We start from the raw sequence: 233 nt of genomic DNA, 5'->3' as shown, positions 1-233 counted from the left end.
GGTCGCGGTCATGGCCGCGGTCGTCACCACGGTCGCGGTCGCGGCCACGGCCCCAGCTCTCGGTGTCGACGACCGAGCCACGGCGGTCCGACAGGGTGGCCCGATCGGAGCGGTTGTCCCAGATGTGATCGCGACGGTCCTGGTAGACGTCATGGCGGGTGTCACGGCCGGATCCCGTGTGCACCTTGACCGTCGAGTGGCCGTTCAACCGCAGGTGGCGGAAGGTGTACTTG

1 protein-coding gene is annotated in these 233 nt (G+C 69.1%); it reads right to left on the bottom strand.

What is annotated here, in order from left to right:
* A partial coding sequence (locus tag J0695_RS43320; protein WP_505383659.1) for a lamin tail domain-containing protein occupies positions 1–233 on the bottom strand: 233 nt, incomplete at both ends.

The sequence above is a fragment of the Streptomyces beijiangensis genome (assembly GCF_017315755.1).
Taxonomy (GTDB): Bacteria; Actinomycetota; Actinomycetes; order Streptomycetales; family Streptomycetaceae; genus Streptomyces; species Streptomyces beijiangensis.
This window is presented reverse-complemented; position numbering and strand designations above follow the sequence as displayed.